The organism is Photobacterium sp. 1_MG-2023, assembly GCF_030547945.1.
In the GTDB taxonomy this organism is placed as follows: Bacteria; Pseudomonadota; Gammaproteobacteria; order Enterobacterales; family Vibrionaceae; genus Photobacterium.
On the sequence record NZ_JAUORR010000034.1, the window covers coordinates 12317 to 34702 of the forward strand.

General features: G+C 51.2%; 26 protein-coding genes. 8 read left to right on the forward strand and 18 right to left on the reverse strand.

All coding sequences use genetic code 11. The features are described 5' to 3' along the window. Window positions 1-100: 100 nt before the first annotated feature. Window positions 101-1981 carry a sigma-54-dependent Fis family transcriptional regulator gene (locus Q4579_RS20400; RefSeq protein WP_303566627.1) on the reverse strand — a complete coding sequence of 627 codons (1881 nt, stop codon included), beginning with the start codon at window positions 1979-1981 and terminating at the stop codon, window positions 101-103. Window positions 1982-2257: 276 nt separating this feature from the next. Here Q4579_RS20400 and Q4579_RS20405 point away from each other — a divergent pair, with 276 nt between their 5' ends. From Q4579_RS20405 to Q4579_RS20430, 6 genes are read left to right on the forward strand one after another with little or no spacing between them, the layout of a single operon-like run. After that, complete coding sequence (locus tag Q4579_RS20405) at window positions 2258-3349, forward strand: ABC transporter ATP-binding protein (protein WP_303566628.1); 1092 nt, start codon at window positions 2258-2260, stop codon at window positions 3347-3349. After that, complete coding sequence (locus tag Q4579_RS20410; RefSeq protein WP_303566629.1) at window positions 3349-4479, forward strand: ABC transporter ATP-binding protein; 1131 nt, start codon at window positions 3349-3351, stop codon at window positions 4477-4479. The genes Q4579_RS20405 and Q4579_RS20410 overlap by 1 nt, the downstream gene beginning before the upstream one ends. Continuing rightward, window positions 4463-5332, forward strand: a complete 870-nt coding sequence (locus tag Q4579_RS20415) for a carbohydrate ABC transporter permease (RefSeq protein ID WP_303566630.1) — start codon at window positions 4463-4465, stop codon at window positions 5330-5332. Before Q4579_RS20410 ends, Q4579_RS20415 begins: the two co-directional genes overlap by 17 nt. Window positions 5333-5334: 2 nt before the next feature. Beyond that, on the forward strand, window positions 5335-6135 hold the full coding sequence (locus tag Q4579_RS20420; RefSeq protein ID WP_303566631.1) for a carbohydrate ABC transporter permease: 801 nt from the start codon (window positions 5335-5337) through the stop codon (window positions 6133-6135). A gap of 24 nt (window positions 6136-6159) precedes the next feature. Then, on the forward strand, window positions 6160-6432 hold the full coding sequence (locus tag Q4579_RS20425) for a DUF2160 domain-containing protein (protein WP_303566633.1): 273 nt from the start codon (window positions 6160-6162) through the stop codon (window positions 6430-6432). Window positions 6433-6454: 22 nt separating this feature from the next. After that, entirely contained in the window at window positions 6455-8182 is a 1728-nt protein-coding gene (locus tag Q4579_RS20430; RefSeq protein ID WP_303566635.1) for an ABC transporter substrate-binding protein, read from the forward strand. 65 nt (window positions 8183-8247) lie between these two features. Here Q4579_RS20430 and Q4579_RS20435 read toward each other — a convergent pair whose 3' ends face one another. The 7 genes from Q4579_RS20435 to Q4579_RS20465 form a co-directional block, all read right to left on the reverse strand. Continuing rightward, entirely contained in the window at window positions 8248-9036 is a 789-nt protein-coding gene (locus tag Q4579_RS20435) for a hypothetical protein (RefSeq protein WP_303566636.1), read from the reverse strand. 107 nt (window positions 9037-9143) lie between these two features. Then, window positions 9144-9773 (reverse strand): hypothetical protein, encoded by a 630-nt coding sequence (locus tag Q4579_RS20440; protein ID WP_303566637.1) that lies wholly within the window; start codon window positions 9771-9773, stop codon window positions 9144-9146. 350 nt (window positions 9774-10123) lie between these two features. Beyond that, window positions 10124-10345, reverse strand: coding sequence for a VF530 family DNA-binding protein (locus Q4579_RS20445; RefSeq protein WP_211651138.1), 222 nt, complete (start codon window positions 10343-10345; stop codon window positions 10124-10126). A 128-nt stretch (window positions 10346-10473) separates the two neighbouring features. Next, window positions 10474-10668: a hypothetical protein gene (locus Q4579_RS20450; RefSeq protein ID WP_303566638.1), complete on the reverse strand. Its 195-nt coding sequence runs from the start codon at window positions 10666-10668 to the stop codon at window positions 10474-10476. Beyond that, entirely contained in the window at window positions 10665-11774 is a 1110-nt protein-coding gene (locus tag Q4579_RS20455) for a DUF1566 domain-containing protein (RefSeq protein ID WP_303566639.1), read from the reverse strand. Before Q4579_RS20455 ends, Q4579_RS20450 begins: the two co-directional genes overlap by 4 nt. Window positions 11775-12058: 284 nt before the next feature. Beyond that, a complete protein-coding gene (gene rimJ, locus Q4579_RS20460; RefSeq protein ID WP_303566640.1) occupies window positions 12059-12628 on the reverse strand; it encodes a ribosomal protein S5-alanine N-acetyltransferase in 570 nt (189 codons plus the stop codon). Between the two features lie 32 nt (window positions 12629-12660). Beyond that, on the reverse strand, window positions 12661-13317 hold the full coding sequence (locus tag Q4579_RS20465) for an HAD family phosphatase (protein ID WP_303566664.1): 657 nt from the start codon (window positions 13315-13317) through the stop codon (window positions 12661-12663). Window positions 13318-13450: 133 nt separating this feature from the next. On the opposite strand from Q4579_RS20465, the gene Q4579_RS20470 reads away from it, so the two are divergent. Next, window positions 13451-13924, forward strand: coding sequence for a peroxiredoxin (locus Q4579_RS20470; protein ID WP_303566641.1), 474 nt, complete (start codon window positions 13451-13453; stop codon window positions 13922-13924). A 45-nt stretch (window positions 13925-13969) separates the two neighbouring features. Here the strand turns inward: Q4579_RS20470 and Q4579_RS20475 are convergent, their stop codons facing one another. The 7 genes from Q4579_RS20475 to Q4579_RS20505 form a co-directional block, all read right to left on the reverse strand. Beyond that, entirely contained in the window at window positions 13970-14509 is a 540-nt protein-coding gene (locus Q4579_RS20475; protein ID WP_303566643.1) for a GNAT family N-acetyltransferase, read from the reverse strand. Continuing rightward, window positions 14506-14958 (reverse strand): GNAT family N-acetyltransferase, encoded by a 453-nt coding sequence (locus Q4579_RS20480; protein ID WP_303566645.1) that lies wholly within the window; start codon window positions 14956-14958, stop codon window positions 14506-14508. Before Q4579_RS20480 ends, Q4579_RS20475 begins: the two co-directional genes overlap by 4 nt. Window positions 14959-14968: 10 nt before the next feature. Further along, entirely contained in the window at window positions 14969-15478 is a 510-nt protein-coding gene (locus tag Q4579_RS20485) for a DUF2867 domain-containing protein (protein WP_303566646.1), read from the reverse strand. A gap of 3 nt (window positions 15479-15481) precedes the next feature. Continuing rightward, window positions 15482-15943, reverse strand: coding sequence for a GNAT family N-acetyltransferase (locus tag Q4579_RS20490; protein ID WP_303566647.1), 462 nt, complete (start codon window positions 15941-15943; stop codon window positions 15482-15484). A gap of 2 nt (window positions 15944-15945) precedes the next feature. Further along, the gene (locus tag Q4579_RS20495) at window positions 15946-16842 is read right to left on the reverse strand and encodes an alpha/beta hydrolase (protein WP_303566648.1); all 897 of its coding nucleotides are present in this window, start codon (window positions 16840-16842) and stop codon (window positions 15946-15948) included. A 14-nt stretch (window positions 16843-16856) separates the two neighbouring features. Next, entirely contained in the window at window positions 16857-17231 is a 375-nt protein-coding gene (locus Q4579_RS20500; RefSeq protein WP_303566649.1) for a nuclear transport factor 2 family protein, read from the reverse strand. A 157-nt stretch (window positions 17232-17388) separates the two neighbouring features. Beyond that, window positions 17389-17763: a GFA family protein gene (locus Q4579_RS20505; protein WP_303566650.1), complete on the reverse strand. Its 375-nt coding sequence runs from the start codon at window positions 17761-17763 to the stop codon at window positions 17389-17391. A gap of 424 nt (window positions 17764-18187) precedes the next feature. Here Q4579_RS20505 and Q4579_RS20510 point away from each other — a divergent pair, with 424 nt between their 5' ends. Then, a complete protein-coding gene (locus tag Q4579_RS20510) occupies window positions 18188-19093 on the forward strand; it encodes a LysR substrate-binding domain-containing protein (RefSeq protein WP_303566651.1) in 906 nt (301 codons plus the stop codon). A gap of 86 nt (window positions 19094-19179) precedes the next feature. On the opposite strand, the gene aspA is transcribed toward Q4579_RS20510, so the two are convergent. The 3 genes from aspA to Q4579_RS20525 form a co-directional block, all read right to left on the reverse strand. After that, complete coding sequence (aspA, locus tag Q4579_RS20515) at window positions 19180-20610, reverse strand: aspartate ammonia-lyase (RefSeq protein ID WP_211651123.1); 1431 nt, start codon at window positions 20608-20610, stop codon at window positions 19180-19182. A gap of 236 nt (window positions 20611-20846) precedes the next feature. After that, the gene (locus Q4579_RS20520) at window positions 20847-20984 is read right to left on the reverse strand and encodes a hypothetical protein (RefSeq protein WP_303566654.1); all 138 of its coding nucleotides are present in this window, start codon (window positions 20982-20984) and stop codon (window positions 20847-20849) included. 23 nt (window positions 20985-21007) lie between these two features. Beyond that, window positions 21008-22297 (reverse strand): dicarboxylate/amino acid:cation symporter, encoded by a 1290-nt coding sequence (locus Q4579_RS20525; RefSeq protein ID WP_303566655.1) that lies wholly within the window; start codon window positions 22295-22297, stop codon window positions 21008-21010. Window positions 22298-22386 lie beyond the last annotated feature (89 nt).

The following is a 22386-nucleotide window of genomic DNA, read 5'->3' on the forward strand; positions in this document are numbered from 1 at the left end:
TTCTTCATATTTATCCAAGACAAACAATGCGTGTCATTTTTCATATGAATTATTGAAAATCAATCTCTTTTTCATTTGAGATGACCAATGATGAGAAACATCACCCGTCATGCCACAAGCCAAGCTGTTTCAATCGTTTATAGACGGTGTTCCGGCTGACGCCCATGGCTTCGGCGGTTTTGCTGACATTACGTCCCAGTGCTTTGTACACTTTGGGCAAAGCGACCTGCCAGTCATCTTCCAGCAGATCAGATTCGAGCAAGTCTGCATCTCTGGTGATGCCTTTAAGATCCCAGAAAAAATCATCCGGTAAATGTTCCGGCTGGATCTGTTGATCGCCGGCAAGCACCGAGGCCACGCGCAACACATTAAACAGTTGCCGGATATTCCCCGGCCAGAGGTGGGACAGAAACAGCTGCATCACTTCTTCGCTGACATCCCCTTTCAGGCCGCTGTCAGCCAGTTCTGCCAGCACCGCCTCAACCACTTTCGGCAAATCCTGCCGGTCTTTAAGCGATGGTAAGCTCACAGTGAGACCATTCATCCGGTAATACAGATCTTCACGGAACTGTCTGCGCTGAATAGCTTCCCGTAACGGTTGATGCGTAGCACACACCAGACGAAAATCCACCGGGTAGCGCTCGCTGCTACCCAGTGGGGTCACACATTTATCCTGCAAGACCCGCAGCAGTCTTGCCTGAGTTGAAAGGGGCATGTCACCGATTTCGTCCAGAAACAAAGTGCCCTGATCGGCACGGCGAATCAGGCCGATACTGCCTTTCGGACTGGCACCGGTGAACGCACCTTTGACGTAGCCGAAGAGTTCCGCTTCCACCAGCTCGGAGGGGATTGCCGCACAATTCACGGCAACCAGCTCAGCATCATGACGTGCAGATGACGCATGAAATGCACGAACAAAAATTTCTTTGCCCACGCCGGTTTCCCCCTGAATCAGCAACGGAATATCACTGTGGACCACACGCAAGGCCTGATCCACAGCGCGAGCCATGTGTTTATCGCCGGTGTCTAAATCGGCGAGTACACGCGCGTCGCCAGAAGGAAGCGTCGTGGGCCCTGGCGCTGTGACCATGGGTAAAGTCGCCACCTCACCGGAGACGTGCGGCGCAATGATCCGGGCAAACAACGGGATGGCTTCCGGCCCTTTCACGGTCATCGCTTCTGCGGCTTGCCAAGCCAGCAGTGTTGCCAGTGGCTGGCCGGTGACCGTTTCAATCGGCTGGCCCTGAAGTGACTGTCCCAGTAATGCATTGGCTCGCTGGTTCGACACCAGAATCTGTCCCTGCGCATTAAAAACCAGTAACCCTGCCCACTGACTGTCCAGATTATCAGGACTCGTATTCAGCATCAGTTGCCAGAAATGCTGCTGATAAGCGGCTGAAATCATCTGATTTTCAATGACCTGTGCCATAACTTTGGCCATACCGTGCACCAGGGTGGTCGGCAGATACGCGTCACTGGACACATTCAGCACCCCGACCAAGCGCCGGTTGGCATCAAAAATCGGCGACGCAGAAGCACTCATCATCCGGTTCACCGCCAGGAAGTGTTCATCACACTGCACATCTGCGATCGCCTGCGTTTGCAACACCGTGCCAATGGCATTGGTCCCGACGGCTTTCTCCTGCCAGCAGGCCCCCGGGGTCAGTAATTCAGCCGGAAGCTGCTGACAGAACGGCGGAGCACCCCATCGCTCCAGCAGATAGCCCTGCGAATCGGTCAGTAAAACCAGGCTGTTACTGTTATGGAGCATGCGCTGATACATGGGCAGCACTTTCTCCCGTGTGACCGAGACCATCTGCTGAGACTGCGCCAACCGCTGCTGCCATTGCTCTGGACTGAGCCGGGTGACCACAGGCGCCTGCTTGCAGTCCAGCCCATAACCCCGGCAACGTTGCCAGGAATCCGCAACCCGGCTTATCTGTCCGGCTTTTCCATAGAGACTCGCTTTATCTTCCTGCATGACTGATCCCAGAACTGATTCCAGAACTGACTCCTGAAAAAATCGCCACCGCACAGCGGCTTACACACCGGTAGAGGACCTGATGAACGTTGCTGAATGTTCAGACACACTGAACATTTCACAACAGCAGAGCCCAATGCCGGTCTCTGAATTCGGGCAGCACGCTGATAAATATTCGGAAAATCATCAGGATACCGACCTGGCACAAATGTTAAATAATTGTGGCACAACTTTAGCCACTTCGTTAACAGGTTAATCTCAGGAGCCCGATAACACATGTCGCTCAAATTGGATCAGATCACCCGCATCGTCGACGGCAGTCATTGGATCAAAAACGCCAGCCTGACGCTGGAGCCCGGCTCATTCAATGTCCTGCTGGGCAGAACGCTGGCCGGTAAAACCAGCCTGATGCGGTTAATGGCAGGGCTGGATCGTCCAACGCAGGGCCACATCTATTTCAATGGCAAAGAAGTCACCGGCATACCGGTTCGAGAACGCAATGTGTCGATGGTCTATCAGCAATTTATCAACTATCCCAATCTGACGGTTTACGACAACATTGCCTCCCCGCTGAAACTGGGCAAATTGCCGCAGGCTGACATCGATGCGCGTGTCCGCCAGACCGCTGAAATGCTGCATATCGAACCTTTTCTGAAACGGTTTCCGCTGGAACTGTCGGGCGGTCAGCAGCAACGTACAGCCATGGCCAGAGCATTGGTCAAAGATGCGGACATCATTTTATTCGATGAGCCTCTGGTGAACCTGGACTATAAACTGCGCGAAGAATTACGGCAGGAAATGCGCGAACTGTTCGCCGCAAGGAACACGATTGCAGTGTATGCGACGACTGAACCCAACGAGGCGCTGGCACTGGGCGGCAATGTGGTTCTGATGCATGAGGGAGAGATCATTCAGTCGGGTCATACGCCGGTCGTCTATCACAATCCGGCCAGCGTCACCTGTGCTGAACTCTTTGGTGAACCGCCGATCAATCTGATTCAGGGACAGGTCAGCCAGAGCACGGTGTCGTTTTCCGATCAGATTCATTTTGCCCTGAACGACGATCTGGGCGACCTCGCGCCCGGTGATTACATCTTTGGGATTCGCCCCAACCACCTGACGCTGGTGCCCGGACATGACGACGATCTGGAGCTGGCCGTGACGGTCGAACTGGCTGAAATCAGCGGCAGCGAAACCTTTCTGCATGTTTCCAACCGCGACATGAGCATGGTGCTGCATTTATCTGGCGTCCATGAATACGCCGTCGATGCCCGTATCAGCATCTATGTCCCCACTCACAAGCTATATGTCTTTTCGCAGGAGCACCAGTTAATCCAGACTGCGCGTTCCGACTGGGAGAAACGCTGATGGCTGAAATACGTCTCGAATCTCTGGCGCACAGCTATACCGCCACGCCCACCGGCGATGATGACTATGCGATCCGCCGGATGAACCATGTCTGGACGGATGGCGGCGCATTTGCGTTACTCGGGCCATCCGGCTGCGGCAAAAGTACCATGCTGAATATCATCTCCGGACTGCTGTCGCCTTCAGAAGGTCAGGTCAAATTCAACGGGAAAACGGTCAATCAGCTACCGCCGCAGGATCGTAACATTGCGCAGGTTTTCCAGTTCCCGGTGATCTACGACACCATGACGGTCTTCGACAATCTGGCCTTTCCGCTGCGCAATATGAAAACGCCAGAGGCGCAAATCCGCATCAAGGTTCACGAAATTGCAGACATTCTGGAGTTAACGCCTGTTCTGGACCGGAAGGCCCGTAATCTCAATGCCGACGAGAAGCAGAAAGTCTCAATGGGACGCGGCCTGGTGCGGGATGATGTGTCCGCCATTCTGTTTGATGAACCCCTGACGGTGATCGACCCGCACCTGAAATGGAAATTGCGCCGCAAGCTCAAGCAGATCCACGAGCAGTTCAATATCACCATGGTTTACGTGACCCATGATCAGCTTGAAGCTGCCACCTTTGCGGATCAAATCGCGGTGATGTACGAAGGCCGGATCGTTCAGTTCGGCACACCCCGTGAGCTGTTTGAGCGGCCCAACCATACCTTCGTCGGCTATTTCATCGGCAGTCCCGGCATGAACCTGTTACCGGTTGAACGGGACAGTGACTCACTCAGTCTGAAATTCAACGGGCTGAGTATCCCGCTGTCTGCCCACCAGCGGGAAGTGCTGCACCAATCGCAATCAGCCAATCTCAAACTGGGCATCCGTCCGGAGTTTATTCAGCTCTGGGCATCGGAACGGAATCTGAGCTATCCCGTGACCATCACCCACACCGAAGATCTGGGCACTTACAAAATTGTTACGGCCATGCTGGCCGGTACGCCGATCAAAATTCGTCTGGCTGAAGGGGCTTCCGTGCCCGAATCACAAGGCTGGGTGACCTTCCCGGCCCAGTGGCTGAAACTCTATATCGACGAATATCTGATTGATGACCAGGCTCCGGGAGGCACTCATGCAGCAAAAAACTGAAAATAACCGCGCCTGGTGGCTGGTTGTCCCGGTATTCCTGCTGGTCGCTTTTTCAGCCATCATCCCGCTGATGACCGTCGTCAACTACTCCATTCAGGATATTTTCGACCAGAATACCGCTTATTTTGTCGGCACCGAGTGGTACCGGGAAATTCTCAATGATTCCCGCCTGCATGATTCCTTACTGCGCCAGTTCATCTATTCGGCCAGTGTGCTGCTGATTGAAATTCCGCTGGGTATTCTGGTTGCACTGAGCATGCCCGCCCGAGGAATGAAAGCCTCACTGGTACTGATTGTGCTGGCGATTCCGTTGCTGATCCCCTGGAACGTGGTCGGGACGATCTGGCAGATTTTTGGCCGGGCCGATATTGGTCTGCTGGGCTGGTTTCTCAATCACATCGGGGTGGATTACAACTATGCCTCCGATCCGGTAGATGCCTGGATTACTGTGCTGGTCATGGATGTGTGGCACTGGACATCGCTGGTGGCCCTGCTCTGTTATTCCGGCCTCAGAGCCATCCCGGATGTCTATTATCAGGCAGCCAAAATCGACCGGGCTTCCAACTGGGCGGTCTTCCGCTACATTCAGTTACCCAAGCTGAAAAATGTCCTGCTGATTGGCGTACTGCTGCGTTTTATGGACAGCTTTATGATCTATACCGAGCCGTTTGTGCTCACCGGCGGCGGGCCGGGGAACGCGACCACTTTTCTGTCGCAGGCACTCACCAAAATGGCTGTCGGTCAGTTTGATCTGGGGCCCGCAGCGGCATTCTCCATGATTTACTTCCTGATCATTTTACTGGTGAGCTGGCTGTTCTACACCGTCATGACCACCATGGATAAGGAGAAATAACCATGCAGACACGCAAAACCATCGGGCTGCTGCTCTACATTCTGTTTCTCCTGTTGCCGATTTACTGGCTGCTGATGATGTCGTTTAAAACCAATGAGGAGATTCTGGGCGGACTCTCTTTCTGGCCGCAGCATTTTACATTCGATAATTATACGGTGATCTTCACCGATCCGTCCTGGTACAGCGGTTATCTGAACTCGCTGACCTATGTGTCGATGAATACGCTGATTTCGTTATTCGTGGCTTTACCGGCAGCCTATGCGTTTTCCCGCTATCGCTTTATCGGCGACAAACACATGTTTTTCTGGCTGCTGACCAATCGGATGGCGCCACCCGCGGTCTTTCTGCTGCCCTTTTTCCAGCTTTATTCTTCGGTCGGGTTATTCGATACCCATATCGCCGTGGCACTGGCGCACTGCCTGTTCAACGTGCCATTGGCCGTGTGGATTCTGGAGGGCTTCATGTCTGGTGTCCCCAAAGAGATTGATGAAACCGCCTATATTGATGGTTACAGTTTTCCGCGTTTCTTCGTCCGGATCTTCCTGCCGATGATCCGTTCCGGCATCGGGGTAACGGCCTTCTTCTGTTTCATGTTCAGCTGGGTCGAACTCTTACTGGCCCGAACGCTGACCTCGGTAAACGCAAAGCCGATTGTCGCCACCATGACCCGGACGGTCAGTGCTTCCGGCATTGACTGGGGGGTGCTGGCTGCCGCCGGTGTGCTGACCATTATTCCCGGATTGCTGGTGATCTGGTTTGTCCGGAACCATGTTGCCAAAGGTTTCGCCCTGGGCCGTGTTTAGACCTCACACGAAAAGGAGAACCGCATGAAGTGGATGGCATGGACACTCCCCAGTGCGCTGTTTTTTATCTCTATCGCGGGTCTGTTACTGACCATGACGGTATTTGAAATTCTGAAACCCTGTGTAGAACGCAAAGGCTTTCTGCCGCTCCACACAACACGGGGCGATCGCCTGTTTATCGGCCTGCTCAGCAGTGCTTATATTCATCTGATTTTCATCGGCATGACCGACTTGTCCATCTGGATACCGTTTACGTTATCCGTCTTGTGGCTGGCGATTGTGCTTCGTTGGGGATAACACAAGTCGAAGGAGTTCAATCATGAACCGGAAACACCCTGTACCTGCACCAACGACCCTGGGGCTGATCATTACCCTGCTGCTGGCTCCGGCCGCGTGGGCGGATCAATACAGTGATGCCGCAGATAAATGGGTCAAAGATGAGTTTGCCCAATCGTCACTCAGTCAGTCCGATCAGCTCAAAGAGCTGGCCTGGTTTACTGAGGCTGCGAAACCTTTTCGCGGCATGACGATCAAAGTCGTCTCGGAAACCATCACCACCCATGAATATGAATCCAAAGTACTGGCAAAAGCCTTTGAGGAAATCACAGGCATCAAAGTCACGCACGATCTGATTCAGGAAGGGGACGTCGTTGAAAAGCTGCAAACCGAAATGCAGTCGAACCGGAGTATCTATGATGCTTATATCAATGACTCCGATTTGATCGGCACCCATTTCCGCTATGGGAAGGTCATCCCGATCAGTGATTACATCCAGGGCGAAGGGAAAGACGTCACCCTGCCGACGCTGGATCTGGATGATTTCATTGGTCTGAGTTTCACCACCGGACCGGATGGCAAGGTGTATCAGTTGCCGGATCAGCAGTTCGCCAACCTGTACTGGTTCCGTGCCGACTGGTTTGAACGCGACGATCTGAAAAAACAATTCAAAGATCTGTATGGCTATGATCTCGGGGTGCCGGTCAACTGGTCGGCTTATGAAGATATTGCCGAGTTCTTCACCGAACATGTGAAAGAAATCGACGGCCAGCGGGTTTACGGCCATATGGACTACGGGAAAAAAGATCCGTCTCTGGGCTGGCGATTCACAGATGCCTGGTTCTCCATGGCGGGTGCCGGGGACAAAGGGCTGCCAAACGGGAAACCGGTCGATGAATGGGGCATTCGGGTCGATGGCTGTCGTCCGGTTGGTTCCAGTGTTGAACGGGGGGGTGCAACCAACGGACCAGCAGCCGTTTATGCGACCGCCAAATACGTGGACTGGCTCCGCAAATACGCCCCGCCAGAAGCCCAGGGCATGACCTTCTCGGAAGCAGGTCCGGTGCCGGCACAGGGCAATATCGCGCAGCAGATTTTCTGGTACACCGCCTTTACTGCGGATATGACCAAACCCGGACTGGCCGTCGTGAATCCGGATGGCACGCCAAAATGGCGGATGGCACCGTCCCCGAAAGGGCCGTATTGGGAAGAAGGCATGAAACTCGGCTATCAGGATACCGGGGCCTGGACGCTGATGAAATCGACCGATCCGAAACGCCGGATGGCGGCCTGGCTGTACGCGCAGTTCACGGTCTCGAAAACAGTGTCGCTGAAGAAAACGCTGGTGGGCCTGACCCCAATCCGGGAGTCTGATCTGAATACCGACATCATGACGGAAGCCGCACCCAAACTCGGCGGACTGGTAGAATTTTACCGCAGCCCTGCCCGTGTTCAGTGGACACCAACCGGCACCAATGTTCCGGATTACCCGAAACTGGCGCAATTGTGGTGGCAGTACATTGCAGAAGCGGCCAACGGCGAGAAAACCCCGCAACAGGCGCTGGATGGGCTGGCGACAGCACAGGATCGGGTCTTACAACGCCTGGAACGTGCCAATGTTCAGGGTGAATGTGGTCCGAAACTCAACGAACCGAGAGATGCAGCTTACTGGCTGTCTCAGCCCGGCGCACCCAAGGCCAAACTCGACAACGAGAAGCCGAAAGGTGTCACCATTCAGTACGCAGAACTGCTGAAATCCTGGCAGCAATAGCCGTCAAATCAAGCCTCAACACAAGGGAGACGATTGTCTCCCTTGTCATTCACAGAGGTGCCAGATTACTTCTGAGGTATCAGAGGGTCGGCATAGATCAGAAATAAAAAGTCATGGTGATGAATCATATCTTCCAAAGCTTTTCTGACGACGGGATCTTCTGTGTATTCAATCTCATCATCCGTCATGCTGCTGATCTCAAAAAAATTGTCGATCAGGTGATTGACCTCAGTTTCACTGAAAGACTTGGTTTTTTGATAACACAGCAATGACGCACCAATCCCGTAAAACTCGTACCCATACGCCTTTTTCAAATGTTCAGACATTTCATAGACGTCGTTGGGCTCCATATCGCAGGAAAAGTATCCGTTTGGCAACGCAGTTAAAGCCAGCGGACTGTCCTTGACTGGTACGACAATAAAGAAGATATCTTGATCTAAAACTTCAATGGGATTGAAATTTGCGCGCCTGAAGAAATCATAGTGTTCATAGTCCAGCCAGTAGGTCTCGAAATCACTTTCCTCTGAAACAAACTCATGCTTAAAATTGATTTCTCGGATTTTGAATTTCGAATCAATCGGCAAATTTTCATAATCTTCATCGGAATGAATGTCAAACTGCTCTGCCAGCGTTTCATAATCATCCAACCCAAAAGAGTTTGTACGGTGCATTGACGTATAACGCGCCTGATAATAATTATCCAGCGTGATGAGGATGGTGTGATTTTTAAACTCGTCCTGAAGCTGATCGCGATACCGAACGATCTCATCGAATGAAGTGACATTTTCAGCCACATAGGTCAGACAAACTTCCACCGCATCTCGATGATCCTGCGGGATCTTTTTCAATGTCATCATGTATTTCCTCAGTTAAATCACCCGAAATCAGGTTTCATTTCAGCACCGCTATGGCCCTGTATAGCAGAATAAACAAAAACGTACATCGTGACCGATACCGGCCGTTAATGGATGACCAGGCCACCATTTGTTGTCACAACAATCAGAAAAAATGACACGGCCGCAAACACGATCACGCCATCTAAAATAACCGCCGCCGGAGTAACAACCATTTTACCGACCGTTTCTATCATCGGATCCGCAACCCTGACGGTGGTGGTCAACGGATATTGCAGCACTTCAAAAGGCAGCACGCCTTCCATGACATAAGGTTTTGCCTGAAACGAAAAAGTCTGCTTCTTCCAGTGGTAGCCATTCTTCTTATAGAGCAGCCCCATATCCATGTATCTTCTCACCCAAACCGGATCGCTTGGGGGGACATCTCCCCCCGCAGGACTGAAAGTCACTTCACCGTATACGACACCATTTGGCATGAGTGACAATTCACCAAATGTGGTCTTCATTTCTAAATGACGACTCGCTTGAGCGGCATTGCAAAGCTGACTGTCGCATTGAATGACATAATTGTATTTTTCCCCCGAAATCAACATGACCCGATCTTTGGGATTGAGATAAAACCCTCGAATGGTTTCCTGATATGAAGACGCTTTCCAAAGCGCTGAATTGAGCGGGCCGCTACACCCCGCCAAGGTCACGATGAAAAGCATCACGAAACTACGTCGGAACCAATCCATTCGTTGCTTCTCCTAAAAATAAACGCGGGCCTTCCTTTCATGCATTGAATGAATCACTCAAGGAAAATCAAAGTGTTCCACGGTCTGAACAAGGCGACCTTTTCAGCAGCAAAGCTAATTCATATGCATCACGATCGGAAAAAAGCCAATATCGCGTATTCATACACATTGGAATGACTTGTCAGGCTTCATCATCAGGGCGGTTTGCAATCAGGTCGTCCAGGGCAGACAGAAACAGGAAGGCGGCAGGTGAAGAACAACACGAACTATTGATTTTGAATGCTTTTCAACACGTTATCCAGGGTTCAGTCAGACAGAAAGAGAAGACTTCCCCCTGGATACGAATGAACTTATTCGCTGAAGGCGGACAGGTAAAGCTTTTCGACTTTGGCTCTGGCCCAGGGCGTCCTTCTTAAGAACTTCAGTGACGACTTGATTGACGGGTCGTTTTTGAAGCAATTGATATCAATTTCGCACGCCAGAATCGTCCAGCCATAATGCTCGACCAGCCGGGTCAGAATTTTTTCGAGGGTCATGCCATGCAGCGGATTATTGGGTTGTTCATGATTCATGGGCTGTGTACTTCAGATTGTCAGAGAGTATTTGGCACCGAGTATACAGGAGCTCGCCTGCGCACCAAAACAGACAACACCTCACAAGGCCAGACATCCACGGCTGAAACAAAAGTGACCGGCACCATTCAGCCAACGTTCCGGACACAACGCACCTGATTCTTAACCCGGAGAATCTCCCCGCTTGCCCCCAGAAAGTGAAAGGGCCCCGCCCCCAGATTGAACACGCCAATTCCGGCGGCATGGCGCACATCCGGTTTCTGATGACTCCGCTGCGCGCCGGCTCCGTGGGCATCCAGCAGATTCAGCGACAAAAAGCTCAAGGCTCTGCCAAACGCGAGATAGGTTCCGCGCGTGCCACGATTTTGCTGATCCACATGCGTGGTGGAAGCCCAGTAATATCCCCAGTCCGGCAGTCCGGCAGTCCGGCCTCGTTCAGGATGCCGGTTGAATGAAACAACACATCAATTGCAGCGTCGCCATCTGTATCCGGCGAGCGGGTATAGTCGACCAGACTCTGTAACTCTTTCACATTCGGCAGGCGCCAATCCGTATGCTCAGCTGTGGTTGCAGATTCACAGATTTCAATCGCGTGGTCCCAGTCGCGGCTGCTGTGATCGTTTTGCGCCCACATCAGCCCGGTGGCCTGGTCCGTGATCGTCCCATTGCCATTGTCGAAAAAGCTGTTCTGTCCGTACAACGTATTCCCGGTAACGCAACGCACGTAGAATTTTGTCCGCTCGGCCGGATAACCGTTGATCCGTCCGGTAAGATAATTGACGCCAAACAGGGTGGCGTCACCATGCATCGTGGTCGACACATAAAGCGTCCCGGTCGCATAGGGTACATCCATCCATCGTTCTCCGGCACGCACACCAAAGGCCCGGTCGAACTCAGGCGCGAGAAAAGGTGTCAATCCTGTGGGTTCAGTGCCCAAAGCAGTGCTGGCGTCTTTCCCACTGAATAACATCAGTGAATAGGCTTCTTTGACGTTTGGCAGCCGCCATCGGTAACCCCCCAGCCTGAGCGTCTGGCAATAATGAACCGCGGCTGACTGCGACAACAGGTCGGCCTCATCGACCGAGCCACTGCGATTCACGTCCGTACTTTGGGTCCAGCGCAGACCGGTCACATTGTCCAGCACGGTCCGGCCATCGCTGCTGGTGGTATAGCTTGGCTGGTTGCCCTGATAATCCGCATCATATCCGGCACCGGTGCATCGGATTTCCACTCCGGTCTCCGAGTCATAACATCGATTCTGGTCCGTATCGACAATCGGATAGGCGTAAGTGGTTTGCCAGACCACTGTGTTGGTATTCGTCGATTCAGGCACAACAGGCTGATAATCCGCATTACAGCCGCTCAGCAGCACCGGCAGGAACACACCATGCCGGAAGACCTCAGTTTTCCAAAGATTGAAAGCACACATCTTCTGATCTCTATCTATTCTGACATCGGCAGTGACGTGAACCCATCAAAATACAGCACCCTCATTGCGTTCACAGCATGCCGGAATCCCGCTTCACACAGATTCATTATGTGCATGCGAACGCAGTGAAGTGCGTCAATCAAAGTCAAACGTTGCGTTTTACGAAGCGACCTCACATTCCTTTATGGAATATTCAATCAGGAATCAAAGCGTGAATCACCTGAAAATCCAGCCGGGCTGGCTCAACACTCACTTCATATCCCTGCATGACTGCACCTGCAATCTCACACGATATTCATACCAACGGGCGAACCGCTCAGATCCCCTCTGATCTTGGACGTCAGAATATGATCTTCCCACTGACCTGCAATCTTTAGGTATCGTTTGGCATAGCCTTCTCTTTCAAAGCCGAGCTTTTCCAGAACATATCCGCTGCGGGTATTCCCGGGCATATAATTTGCCATCACCCGATTTAACCCGACAACATCAAACATATAGTGAATACCTGCCGTCAGAATTTCCTGCATCAACCCTTGCCCCTGATATTTTCGGGCAATGGAATATCCTAAAAAACACGCCTGAAATGCACCGCGGGAAACCCCTGTAAAATTACACACACCAATCACTTCTGTCCGTGCATGATTCAGCGCAACAAAACGGTACGCTTCGCCAGCCTCAAAAGCAGATTGCGCTTCCGCGAGCTGGGTTTTCCAGTTCGCCAGTGTCAGATAATCATCATTCCGGACAGGTTCCCAAGGTACCAGGTGCGCCTGATTGTCGATGTAATAAGCCAGCAGCAACGCGGCATCTTCTACCGGTAAAATGTCTAGGACGGTTCTGTGCGTTTTCAGCATATTGTTTCCTGTCTGGTTTATGGTGTATCCGTTTATCGCTGAACCGGCATCAAATCGTCATAGTTCTGAATGACTTGCAGCGCCTGCGAGAAATCATTCTGACCATTAAAGTCATGAGCGAAAGCAATCACATCACATCCGCTCTGGATCCCTGCAAGGACGCCCGCGCTGGAATCCTCGAAAACAACCGCAGCAGTAGCGGGAAGCGCTAAATGATGCAAAGCGAACGTATAGGCTTGTGGATCTGGCTTATGTTTAGAAACATCTTCCTGTGTAATCACCACATCAAACAAATGATTGATTGCGAGATCCTCAAGAATTTGCTCGACCATCCAGGAAGCGGCTGAACTGACAATGGCACAGGGCTTACCTGCCGCCCTTAATGACTCGATATATCGCAAAGCACCTGAGTTCAGAGAAACTTGGTCTGAGAGCAAAGCTTCATAATAAGTTCTGAAGTGCAGGTTAAATTCGGAGACAGAAGGAGAAATCCCTGCATGCAGGAAGAAGTGGCCGGTTACTGTTTCCCAATTTTCTCCCATCACAGCTTTGTAAATGTTCTGATCGACGGTCACACCATAATCTTTGCAAGCCATCGAGAGGGCCTGAGCTTTCAAAGGCTCGGAATTCACCAAGGTACCATCCAGGTCAAACAGATAAGCCTGATAATCCTTCATCGTGTCTTTCATTTGATCTACCCCCATTTGAAACTCATTGAATATCGCGATTGATAATAACCTGAAACCCTTATGTTTTCTCAGTGTTTATTCTGTCCAATACCGACTAGACTGAATTGAATCTCAACCATGAAGGAAAAAAACAATGATTCAACAAGGCCAGAAACTGCCGGAAGTGACGCTGAGCGAACTGACCCAAGATGGCATGGTTCACCATGACGTTTCAGCATTGTTCGCTGGAAAAAAAGCGGTGCTGTTTGCGGTTCCGGGTGCATTTACCCCAACCTGTTCTGAAGCTCACCTGCCCGGTTATGTGGTACTTGCCGACCAACTGAAAGCCAAAGGTGTAGATCTGATTGCCTGCGTCTCGGTGAACGATGCATTTGTGATGCAAGCCTGGGGCGAAGCGCAAAATGCTTCTGAAATCCTGATGCTGGCCGACGGTGACGGCAGCTTCACCAAAGCCTTGGGTCTGGAAATGGATACAGCCACATTCGGTGGCCTGCGCTCACAGCGCTACGCCATGATCATCGACAACGGTGTGGTCACGCAACTGAATGTTGAAGCGCCAAAAGAATTTGAAGCCAGTAAAGCAGAAACCATTCTGGCACTGCTGTAATTCAGGCACGGATTAAAAACGGAAGTCAGTGCTTCCGTTTTTTTCTCAACGCAGCGGTCGCTCAAAGGCAATCATCCTTTGTTTTTTTCCATTCAGTGTCACGGTATCCCGGCAGTGCTCCGTCTGAACAAATCCCAATTTCTTCAGGACCGCAATAGAAGGCAAATTATTCAGGGTCGTTTTCGCGATGAGTTGATTCAGTTTCAGTTCTTGTCTGGCCAACGTCACAAGACAGGCAATGGCTTTTGACATCAGCCCCTGACCTGCCACAGCCTGCCCGACCCGATATCCGACTTCTGCTCGGGTTGCAGAGAGATCATATAAATTTAACCGGCCAAGAATCCGGCCCTGATTTTCCAGCACAAAAAAATAATATCGCCCCAATGCTTGCTCTAACAGCAGCGCTTCAATCTCAGTGCGAAACGAAGAAAGCTGCCGATAGCTCTCCGGGCGGGGAGGCACAGATTGCTCAAACCAAACCCGGTTTTCCTGCTCAAAATCAAAGAGCGCCTCAATATGCTTTCGCTGCAGTGTTGACAAAGTCACAGCAGAATTCTCTGCCAGACGCTCGTTCTCAATGATCACGCCTTTCCCTGCAAATCCGTGATTGAAAAGTGATGGCTGGCAATATGAAAGCCCTCACGCAGATAAAACCGATGCGCCGGGAAACGCTGAACACCGGAGTCCAGATGCAATTGCTGGCATCCCTGTGCCCGGCCATAATCTTTCAGCCATTGTAGCAAGCACTCACCGACGCCTTTGCTGCGATGTTGCTGATCGGTCACCAGATCATCGACATAAATTGCCTTGCCCCAAGCCAGTTTTTCCGTCACAACAAATCCGGCAACACCCACGACTTGTTCGGCTGACTTCACATAGATCACCTGATAGCCCTGCGCCATTTGCTGCGTGATTGTCGCCAGCAAAGACGCAGAATCATATTGCGGGCGTAATTGCAGCAACACATTCAGAACCCCCTGAATATCCGGGTGGGTTTCGAGTGGCATTGTTTTCTCTAAAATCGATATTTCCATGACTTTCTCTTTAAGGTTTCAGCATCGCATCTGGCAACTGCTTTAATGAACTGGGTACGATCAGGCGATGCATGGGGGTAACAAAAAACATATAGAGTTTGCCTAACCTATTTTTCACGTGGACGACAGTGGTCACATGAAGGATCGCCTGTACGCCATCTGGCTCAACATAAAGTGACACACGCACATTCAGGTGCTTATCGCGATCTTCCACAATCACTTCCTGATGGGACATGGCGTGAATCGAAAAGATCCCGACCCGGTCTCCAATCTGATAGGCCGATAAGGGTTTATCGCGGTCGATATCACCCAGGTGCCCCAAATTCTTCAGACCCACAAAACCCACCACCTGATTTCTGATCTTCATCAGCACATTCACCCAGGCAGGCGTCGTGCGTGCCACCGTGAAAAAGATTTCTAAAGCAGACTGTCCCCGATACGGCACACGCTGCGTGTGACAATCATAAAAAGATGCATCCTGAAGCAACGGGAGAATACCGGACTGACTCGGAATCTTCATGGTTTATCTCCTGAGCTCTGCCAGCACCATGGTGACCCGGTCAATCTCTTCACCAAAGCCATTGTGCACCACTTCAGTGATTTCAAATCCGAACCGGGCGTAGAAACCCTGTGTATGCTGAGAAGTGTCTATCTGCACGCGCGGGGAGCACTGCTGGTCGCGAATCAAATCGAGCCGGTATTGCGCGAGTAACGATCCAACGCCTGTCCCATGATACGCCCGGTGTACCATGCCCCAGCATAAATAACTGACACCCTGAACATCACTCACCCCGCCACAGCCAATCAGCTGCCCGGCTTTGATGACCACATAATAAGGCACCTGTAAGGCAAAGCTATCCAGAAACGCAGCGAATTCTTCGTATTCCGAGGGGGCAAAATAAACCGCGGCATTGCTTTGAAACACGGCCAGACAATCTGATTTATCCTGCGCGGTATAGGGCCTGATTTCGATTGTCTCTGTCATCTTTATTTCCTTTCCAGCCAGTGGCGGATATCGCGAACGACTTGCCCGGCCTGACTTTGCCCTTGCGGGTCCCGGAAGCCATGATCCAGATCGGGATATAGTGTTGTCATCAGATTGGGTTTCGATGATTTGAGCCTGTCTGTCATCGCCGAGAATGCCGCCGGATCCACCTGCGTATCCTTCGCGCCCTGCATCAGAAGTACAGGCACATCAATCGCGGATAACAATTGCTGCTGATCCAGCGTGAACATGCTTTTCCACCACGGGAAGCCGTGTCCACTCATCGTCAGTTCCATGGCATCACTCTGTGTTACCTGACTGGCAAATTGCCGGAACCCGGCTTCAGCTTCCGGATAAGCCTCGGGGGGCATCTGAGATTTCATGTTAAACAACACGTCATCAAGGAAAAATCGGCCACCGCCGTTCAGCGCAATCACATGAGAAATCAGGTCCGTTTCCTGAGCCAGCATCTGGGCAACCAAGGCCCCTTCACTGCCACCAAGCACAACGATACGCTGATAACCTTGCGCTGCGTGGATCGTCTGAAGGACTTTCAGGTAATCCTGAGCCCGCTGCGCCGGGGAGTCATGCCTGAGGTAAGCCGCCGGGCAATCCTGACGTTCCGGGTTCGGGTTCCAGGGCAGTTGCGCCGTAATGCCATACTTTTCAACCGTCAGAATGTCTGCCTGCGCCATCACCTGACTAAACTGACGATTGATGTTGTCATTGTGAGCCACACTGTTGCAATCCGAGCCCTGCATCAGGATCAGCAATGCGTCATCTGTGCCTTTTTTCAGGTAATACGTGATTTCAGAACCGTCCTCCCGGGTGATCGGTTCCGAGGCATGAATCCCCAAAGAGACACCGGATAACCAGCAAAACATCAGTAACTTTTTCATCGCCCCTCCAAAGTTCAGGCAATCATGCTGGCGTGCGCTGCTTTCACTTGCAGCTTGCCGTTTTTCTTCAGCCAAATCCGGGTAAATCGAAAACAGCCATTCGCAGGCTGACCATCATACTGCCCGTTGATATCGGCTTTGAGACTCACGATTGCAAATGTCCCGATCTGCCGAATCAACTCTTCTGAGGTTTCAATCGAATCAATACTGACCAGGCCTGAAATGTGCGCGGATAAGTCATGATCACGGGTTAACCTTTGCCCCAGATGATTGGTGAAAATCAGATCCTCAGCGAGTAACACTGAGAGTTGATCTGTGTCTGAACTCAGCATCGCTTGTTTGAGTTGTGCTTCTGCATGTCTGACTTCATTGATGAAGTGACTGTCCATAGTGCTTCCTTTCGTTTTATTCTGATTTCATGTCACGACATGTCATTGCTTTCGCATGTTCAGGATTCTCCTGAATCAAATTCAGTGTATCTGCCGATTCAAGACGCCCTCCCGATGATTTCCCGCCTGCGCGGACAAAAAAGACGATACAAGTCAGTCACCGATCAGACGGATGATTCACGCCATCATTGATTTTGACCGGTTCCAGTTCGTAAGGATTAACACCCTCCAAACAAGCAACATTGATGGCGAACTGATGGGGATTGGAGCGACGCTGATGATGGGTGTAGATACCGCAGGTTTTGCAGAAATAATGTTTGGCGGTCATGGTATTGAACTGATAAAGCGTCAGGTTTTCTTCTCCTTTGACGACCTTCAGGTTTTCCAGCAGGACCGATGCTGCAATTGCCCCGCGCTTGCGGCACATCGAGCAAGTGCAACGACGCGGGTCTTCCAGACCATGGGGCATTTTCAATTCAAGTTCCACGGCACCACAATGGCAACTCGCCTTGTGAATTGGTTTGATTACCATTCCCTTCTCCTGATAGCAGCCATTGGCTGAAATGCAAATTATCCTAATGCTTTATGCATCCAGATTCACCCTGTATCACAACTTGATGTCCGATTCTGTGCAACTACGCAATAAGTTGCGCAACATTTTGCAATTATCCTCTTACGTCAGACCGCTCAAATGCCTCAGTCTGTTCAGGCAGAACACCCAATATTGCAACTTCCAGTATCATGCCGCTTTCCTGCCATTGTTGTTCACAGATTCCGTCTGAAAACCTAACACAAACAATCATGTAGAGATTCAGATTTTTTCAGTTCGCTGAGTGTTCATGAAAACGGCAAAAACATCCGAGATAAAGATGGCAGCCCTTGTCAGGGTTTTGGTAATCTTATCGGTTCATGGCTCTGCATGAACCAGAGCTTCCTTCGATCTCACTGTCGTTCACATGAAAAATATCGAAACGAAATGGTTGCAGGATTTCCTGACCCTGGCCGAACTGCGTAATTTTTCGCATGCGGCTGCTGTTCGCAATGTCACTCAGCCCGCCTTCAGTCGCCGGATTAAGTCCCTCGAAACCGAACTGGGCCTGAATCTTATCGATCGGGGAAAAACGCCGATTGAACTGACGCTGCATGGAAAACAGTTTAAAACCACGGCCCAATCCATCCTGCAGCAGCTGGATGATGAAGTAAATCGCCTGTCCGGCAGCTCCTTTCTGGGCCGGCATACGGTCCGGATCAGTTCCTCGCATTCCATGGCAATCAGCGTTTTACCGAAACTGCATGCCTGCCTCTTTAACCCGGCACTGAATACCCAGCTTTCAGTGGTAGCCAATGAAGTTGACGAAGCGGTGAAACTTCTAATCGATGGCAAATGCGATTTTCTGTTCTCGTTTTATGAAGACCGGCTGCAGGTGGCCCCTTATCGATCCATCCATTTAGGACGCAGTTATCTGTATTGCGTCTCTGCGGTGGACGAACACGGTAAACCGCTGTTTGACCCGGCCGAGAATGAAGCTGTGCCCTGTTTAGATTACACGCCGGAGAGTTATATGGGACGGGCATTACAACGATCGAACCGCACCCTGACGCACAATACCGTGTGTACTTCTTCCATGACGGACTTCATCAAAGCGTTGGTGATGCAGGGCAAAGGGATCAGCTGGCTGCCGGATTATGCGATCAAAGAAGAACTGGCCGCAGGCCGTTTGCAGATCTTATCCGCCCGGGAGCCCATCCCGCTGGATTTATACGTCTATCGTTACCATTCCCGCCTGCATGCAACCTGCGAGGCTATCTGGAGTGCAATGAGTAAAATGAGCCCGATTGATGGGTTACTGAGCCGGGATTAATTTCGGCAGACATAAAAAAACCTCCCTGCGAACAGGGAGGGTGTAGGGCGGTACTCGACCTTTTGTTGTTATTCTTTGGATGTGTTTCAGCTATACAGCTTGGCTTTATACACCGGGCGCATCAGATTCTGTGCCGAGAAGATATCGTTCAGATCATCTTCACTCAACAGCCCGCGCTCCAGCGCCACTTCCTTCACGCTGCGGCCGGTTTCGGCACAAATCTTACCGACGATATCGCCTTCATGATGGCCGATATACGGGTTCAGATAAGTCACGATACCGATTGAGTTAAACACGTAATCTTCACAGATCTGACGGTTCACGGTAATACCCGACACGCATTTGTCCGCCAGGTTGATGCAGGCATTGCCCAGCAATTCAATCGATTCAAACAATGCCTGGCCGATCACAGGCTCCATCACGTTCAGCTGCAACTGGCCTGCTTCCGCAGCCATGGTCACAGTAGTGTCATTCCCGATGACCTTAAAGCACACCTGATTCACCACTTCCGGAATCACTGGGTTTACTTTTGCTGGCATGATGGATGACCCCGCCTGCATTTCAGGCAGGTTGATTTCATTCAGGCCGGCACGCGGGCCGGATGACAGCAAGCGCAGGTCATTCGACACCTTGGACATTTTCACCGCAAGACGTTTCAGGGCCGCATGCACAGTCACGTAAGCGCCGCAGTCTGAAGTCGCCTCAATCAGATCTTCTGCCGGTACGCAGTCCAGACCTGTTGCTTCCGCCAGATATTGCACAGCCAGCGCCTGATAACCTGCGGGGGCATTCAGACCAGTACCGATGGCGGTTGCACCCAAATTCACTTCCAGCAGCAGCGCGGCAGCGTAATGCAGGTTTTTTATCTCTTCTTTCAGTAGCACGCTGAAGGCACGGAATTCCTGGCCAACCGTCATGGGAACGGCATCCTGAAGCTGGGTACGGCCCATCTTCAGCACGTCGGAAAATTCTACGCTTTTCGCATCGAATGCTGCCTGCAGATGCTCAATTGAGCCCAGCAGTTTCATGATGCTGTGATAGACCGCAATGCGGAAGCCTGTCGGATACGCACAGTTGGTCGACTGACTTTTGTTCACGTGATCATTCGGGTTAATGATGTGGTACTCACCCTTTTCACGACCCATCAGTTCCAAGGCAACGTTTGCGATCACTTCATTGGTGTTCATGTTGACCGAGGTGCCAGCGCCGCCCTGATAAACATCTGAAATAAACTGATCCATGCACTTGCCGGTTTCCAGAATCAGATCGCAGGCCTGGATAATCATCTGACCAACATCGGATGGAATTGAACCCAGCGCCATATTCGCTCGTGCGGCTGCTTTTTTGGTAAAGACCATGCCACGCACAAACTCCGGAATATCCGAAATACGCATGGACGAAATATTAAAATTCTCGTAAGCGCGCAGGGAGTGAATACCGTAATATGCATTCGCAGGGATTTCACGTGTGCCGAGCAGGTCTTCTTCAATACGTACCTTTTGGGCAATGTCTAACATAGCGGTCACCTTTGACTCTGGGTAGAAAAGACGGAAATACAATGTTCTTTTTGCCCGGCAAAAGGAAATGCTGAAAAGTAAGTGATGATGCATTTAATGCATAGCGGAAATGATTGCATTCAACAGAAAATTATAGTTATTCCGTTTTTTTATTCCTCGGTCGTGAAATCCTATTTCGAACGAGCGGATAATTAATCAGCTTTTATCCCATTCCAAGGCATGATTATCCAAACGGCTCAGCGTTCACTATTCTGGCCTTCCTGACGTTCATCAAAACAATGTGCATCATGAAATTTATCCTTCGTCACAAATTCGATTTTTCCATACTTCAGAGGAATGAAAAAAGGCCAGCTGAAAAGCTGGCCTTTTTTCATTTTCTTGATTCTTGAAAAACCTGTCAGGCGGTTTCTTCTTTCACTTTCAGATTTTCGCCTTCAGCACGGTAATAGATACTTTCATCCAGCTCGCCCTCACTGCGACCAACCAGAACAGACACCATCAGGTCACCACACACGTTCACAGTGGTTCGGGCCATGTCCAGAATCCGATCAATACCGGCAATAATTGCCAGACCTTCCATCGGCAGGCCAACCGTCGTCAGCACCAGCGACAACATAATCAGACCAGCGCCCGGCACGCCTGCCGTCCCAATCGACGCCAGCGTCGCCGTCATCACAATGGTCACGTAGTCCGCAAATTCCAGCTGAATACCAAAGGCCTGAGCGACAAACAATGCTGCAACCCCCTGATACAGGGCTGTACCGTCCATATTGATGGTTGCACCCAGCGGCAAGACAAAACTGGACACACCTTTCGAGACACCCAGATCTTCACGGGCACATTTGATACTCGCAGGCAACGTCCCTGAACTGCTGGTTGTTGTGAACGCAACGGCAGCCGGTGTCATGATCCCCTTGATATAAGGCACAGGATTCAAACGGCCCACCACCTGAATCACAGCAGGATAAAACAGCAATACCAGGATCACACTTCCCAGATAGGCCACCCCAATCACCTTGAACAGCGGCAGCAGAATTTCCAGGCCGTATTTACCGGCGACCCAAGCCATCAGGCCGAAAATCCCGTAAGGCGCGAGTTTCATCACCAGTTCGGTCAGTTTGTACATGGCTTCCGCCAGGCTTTCAAACACTTGCACTGCAGGTTTGCCTTTTTCACCACACAGGTTCAATGCAACACCCAGGCCCAATGCAAACACAATAATTTGGAGAATATTGCCCGCAGCCAACGCGCTGATCGGGTTATTCGGAATCAGACTGAGAATGGTCTGAACCAGAGTGGGCGCTTCTTTCGCATCTGCGGCAGCAGCAGAAGCTGTCATTCCCAGTCCGGCACCCGGGGCCAGAATATGCGACAGGCCCAGACCCACACTGATGGCCACAGCGGTCGTGCCCAGATAGATCACGATCGATTTTGCGCCAATCCGGCCCATTTTCCGGGTGTCTTGCATTGAAGTCACACCCACAACCAGCGAACAGAATACCAGGGGCACAATCAGCATTTTGATTGCATTCACAAACAATGTCCCAATCGGTTTCAGCAGCTCGGCATCCGGGCCCATCAGACTGCCGGCGATCACCCCCAAAATCATCCCGACCAGTATTTTTTTCCACAATGCCAGTCGGCTCCAAACCCCTTTCGGCGACGGCTTCATGCTTGCTTGATCCATGTTGATCCCTCTTCCATTGGCAAAAGTCAGGACGTTCTGTTTCAGGAACGCTCGCTGCTTTGCTCATCATGATGCGTGGGTTATCCCAC